We start from the raw sequence: 4,096 nt of genomic DNA, 5'->3' as shown, positions 1-4,096 counted from the left end.
GCTCCCCCCGGCCGAGCCGGCGGCGCCGGCCGAGCCGCCGGCCATGTCCGTCGTGGTGTGCACGCGGGAGCGTCCCGACGCGCTCAGGGAGGCGCTCGACTCGCTGGTGGCGCTCGACCACCCCGACTACGAGGTGATCGTCGTCGACAATGCACCGCTCAGCGACCGCACGGCCGCCGTCGCGGACGACTACCGGGTGCGCTACGTCGTGGCCCCGGTCGCCGGCCTGTCCAGGGCCCGCAACGTGGGCATGTCCGTCGCCCGCCACCCGATCGTCGCCTTCACCGACGACGACGTGGTCGCCGACCCCCAGTGGCTGCGTGGCCTGGCTGCGGGCTTCGGCCGCGGCGGCGACGTCGCGTGCGTGAGCGGGCTGGTCCCGTCCGGCGAACTGCGCAACGCCGTCCAGACCTACTTCGACGCCCGGGTCAGCTGGTCGAAGAACCTGGCCGGCCGGGTGTTCCGGCTGTCCGATCCGCCCGCGGACCTGCCCATGTTCCCGTTCTGCGTGGGTGAGTACGGCACCGGGGCCAACTTCGCGGTCAGGAGGGACGCGGTCCGCGCCGTCGGCGGGTTCGACGAGGCGCTCGGTGTCGGCACCAGGACCCGGGGTGGGGAGGACCTGGACATCTTCACCCGGCTGCTGTTCGCAGGGCACGCCCTGGTCGTCGAGCCGTCGGCCGTCATCTGGCACCGGCACCGTGACGATCTGCCGGCGCTGCGCACGCAGGCGGTCGGCTACGGGCGCGGGCTGGGCGCCTGGCTCACGACGCTCGCCCTGCAGCCGCGGGCGCTCGGGATGGCGCTCGGCCGCTCGCCGCGGGCCCTGGCCCGGCTCGTGCACAAGCCGATGGTCAGCGTCGAGGACGCGGCCCAACCCTTCCGGGTCCGCGATGACGCCGTACGCGGCGAGGTCGCCGCCATCTCGCGGCTCGAACTGTGGCAGGTGCTCACCGGCCCGGCGGCCTACCTGGCCGAACGCTGGTCGGTGCGGGGGGCAGCCGCATGAGGCCGGTCGCGAAGCGGTCGTGGATCACCGATCCGTGGGCGCTGGCGGGAGCGGCGGCCGGGCTGGTGGGCCTGCTCGTCCTCGTCCCCGGCCTGCCCACCGCCACCCGCCTGCCCGCCCTGCTGTGCTTCGTCGCGGTCGGCCCGGGGGCGGTGCTGCAGTCCCACCTGGGGCTCCCACGCCCGCTGTGCTGGCTGGTCGTGCCCCTGTTCGGGCTGTCGGTCGTGATCCTGGTGACCACGGCGATGGCCTCCCTCCCGGCCTGGCAGCCGCAACCCGGCCTGGTCGGGATGGCGACCGTCGTCCTGGCCTGGAGCCTGTGGCGGGTACGGACGGCGGTGGCCCTCGGTGGTTGACCTCCAGAGCCGTCCAGACGCCGCGCCGTCCGCCGCAGCCGACGCGCCCCGTCCGGGCCTGCACACCGCGGGGACGGTGCTCGGGCTGCTCGTCGCGGCCGTGATCTGCGGGGCGTGGAGCGTCCCCGCGATGCGATCGGCAGCCGTGGACAACCGCGGGCTGCTGTTCGCGGCCGGACCCGGGTTCGCGACGTCGCTGGTGATGGTGACGCTCGCTTTCGCCATCGCGATCCGCTACCGCCACCTCGGCCTCGCCGCCGGCGCGCTGGTCACGTCCGTGCTGCTCGTGCGGCTGCCGACCGCGCTGGGCGTGGACCTGCCGCTGTACTCGTGGACCTACAAGCACTTCGGCGTGATCGACTACATCAGCGTCCACGGGTCGCTGGCCCGCGGTGCGGACATCTACCACTCCTGGCCCGGCATGTTCGCGTTCTTCGCCTGGCTCAACGACCTCACCGGCAGCACCTCGCTGGAGGTCGCGCACTGGTTCACCCCCGGCTACCAGCTCGCGCTCACCGGCGCGGTGTTCGTGCTGGCCCGCTGCCTGGGGCTGTGCCCGCGGGTCGCGCTGGTCGCGGCCTTCCTCGCCCACACCGCCAACTGGGTCGGCCAGGACTACTTCTCGCCGCAGGCGGTGGCCATGCTGCTCGCGCTCGGGGTGCTCGCCCTGGTCGTCCGCTGGCCGGGCAGCCGGCTCCCGGCCGGGACGACCTGGGTGGCCCTGGTGGTCTTCGCCGCGATCACGGTCACCCACCAGCTCACGCCGTACTGGCTGCTGGTCGTGATGGCGGCCCTCGCCCTGCTGGGCATGCTGCGTCCCTGGTGGGCGGTCGGCGTGTTCACGGCCGTCGCGATCGGCTACCTCGCCGCCAACTACGACGTCGTGCAGAGTTACGGCAGCCTGCTCTCGGTGAACCCACTGGCCAACGCCCAGCGGAACGTCAACGGGTCCTCGCCGAGCGCAGGCCAGGTGTTCACCAGCTGGTGCAGCCGGCTGGTGTCGGTGGCGGTCTGGGGCGGCGCGGGCCTGGTCCTGCTCCGGCGGTTGCGGCGGTTGCGGCGGTTGCGTGGCGCGGCGGGGCCGCGTCTTCGGCTGGCCGACCGGCTGCATGGTGGCCCCGTCGCTGCGCTGCGGGGTCTGTCCACCCTGCCGGCCGGCCGGCGACGGCTGTGGGCGACCGCGGTGCTCTCCTTCGGCGCGTTCGCCCTGCTCCTGGGTCAGGGCTACGGCGGCGAGGCGATCTTCCGGGTGTTCCTCTACTCACTGCCCGGCTGCGCGATCCTGCTCGCTCCCGGTACCGACCGGCTGCTCGGCAGCACCGCCGGCTGGTGGCGCCCCGCCACCGCGACGGCGGCCTCGGTGGCCCTGATGCTCGGCTCCGCGCAGGCCTTCTACGGCGCATGGTTCCCGAACCGGGTCGACGCGGACGCGCTGCAGGCGTCGGTGTGGATCATCCAGACCGCCCCGCCCGACACCATGGTGATCGCGCTCGCCCCCGGCGCTCCCGGACGTGTCGTTGCCCGGTACGTCGACTTCGCCCGGATCAACCGGACCTTCGACGGGGGCGTCAACGCCTGGACCGGCTGGCTCGGCTCCGACTTCACCGACGACCGGGTCGAGCGGATGACGACCGACCTGCGGTACCGCCGCCAGCCGACCTGGGTGGTGATGACCAGCCAGATGAAGATCTACAACGACTACTACGGGCTGTTCCCGCCCGGCGCGCTGGACCGTTTCGAGAGCCAGCTGCTGGCCAACCCGCACTGGATCACCAGGGTGCACACCGCCACCCTCACCGTCGTCGAGCTGGACCTGGAGTCGTGATGAGCACGTCGAGACCCCACTCCCCGCCCGAGCGCCAGCGCCTGGACGCGCTCGACCGGCGGGGTGCGGGGATGGCGATCCGGCTGCTGGCCGGACCGCTAGACCTGCCCTCCGTCGACGCGCTCGCCGACGCGGTCGTCCGGATCGCGGCCCTCGGCCCGCTGGCGAGAGTGGGGCTCGGCCTGGAACCCGACGGGCGGCACTGGAGGTACTGGGGTGGCACGGCGGAGGCCGGCGGCCACGCCCACCGGCTGGTCCAGCGCGCCGACGTCGACCCGGGCGGGCTCGCGGACTGGCTGGACGCCCATCCGGAGCCGTCGCTCCCGCTGCGGTTCGTGGTGTCGGGTGACCACCTCGCCATGCAGGTCGACCACCGGCTCGGCGACGGCATGCTCGCCGCCACCGCCGCCGCCGGAGTGCTCTCCGCCGCGCGCGAGGGAGGCGTTCCCGCCGCGTTCACCGGGCCGCTGACCGCCCGGCCGCTGCGGGAGGCGATCGCGGCGACCTTCGGGCGCGACCCGGACGCCTGGTCGAGGGTGTGGCGGGACCGCGTCCAGTCCCCGCCCGTGGGCGGCGGCCGTCCCGTGCCTCGCACCGGCGGTGCGGGAGTCTGGACCACGCTGGCCCAGACCGTGTCCGACCAGGACCTCGCCAGGTTGCGGAAGTGGACGCGCGGCCGGGCGCCGTTCGCCGTCGGCCTCGCCGTGCTGGCCGCGCGCGCGCTCGCTGCGGCGGGGGTCGAGGTGGGGCAGACCGGCACCCTGGTCACCGACCTGCGCCGCTACCTGCCAGCGGGGGTCGCCACCCTGCAGAACTTCGTCACCGGCGTCCCTGTCGACTTCGCCGCGCCCGCGCCCGACGCCGGGGCGCTCGCCGAGCGGCTCGCCCGTCAGCTGGCCGTGGGGC

4 protein-coding genes are annotated in these 4,096 nt (G+C 74.4%); all 4 read left to right on the top strand.

The window, feature by feature from the left end; all coding sequences use genetic code 11:
• A partial coding sequence (locus QM633_RS12045; protein ID WP_415154005.1) for a glycosyltransferase family 2 protein occupies nucleotides 1-1,009 on the top strand: 1,009 nt, incomplete at its 5' end.
• A complete protein-coding gene (locus tag QM633_RS12040; protein ID WP_415154004.1) occupies nucleotides 1,006-1,365 on the top strand; it encodes a hypothetical protein in 360 nt (119 codons plus the stop codon). The genes QM633_RS12045 and QM633_RS12040, both read left to right, overlap by 4 nt.
• The gene (locus tag QM633_RS12035; RefSeq protein ID WP_415154003.1) at nucleotides 1,358-3,190 is read left to right on the top strand and encodes a hypothetical protein; all 1,833 of its coding nucleotides are present in this window, start codon (nucleotides 1,358-1,360) and stop codon (nucleotides 3,188-3,190) included. Before QM633_RS12040 ends, QM633_RS12035 begins: the two co-directional genes overlap by 8 nt.
• Nucleotides 3,190-4,096 (top strand): hypothetical protein (locus QM633_RS12030; protein WP_415154002.1); only part of this gene is annotated, 907 nt, incomplete at its 3' end. The genes QM633_RS12035 and QM633_RS12030, both read left to right, overlap by 1 nt.

Origin of the sequence: Propionicimonas sp. (assembly GCF_047606205.1) — a bacterium.
GTDB lineage: Bacteria > Actinomycetota > Actinomycetes > Propionibacteriales > Propionibacteriaceae > Propionicimonas.
The sequence above is the reverse complement of the archived record's forward strand: the minus strand, read 5'-3'. Positions and strand labels throughout refer to the sequence as shown.

Excerpts from the sequence above, each read along its gene's own strand:
- QM633_RS12040 (WP_415154004.1), top strand. The coding sequence starts at position 1,006 with ATGAGGCCGGTCGCGAAGCGGTCGTGGATCACCGATCCGTGGGCGCTG.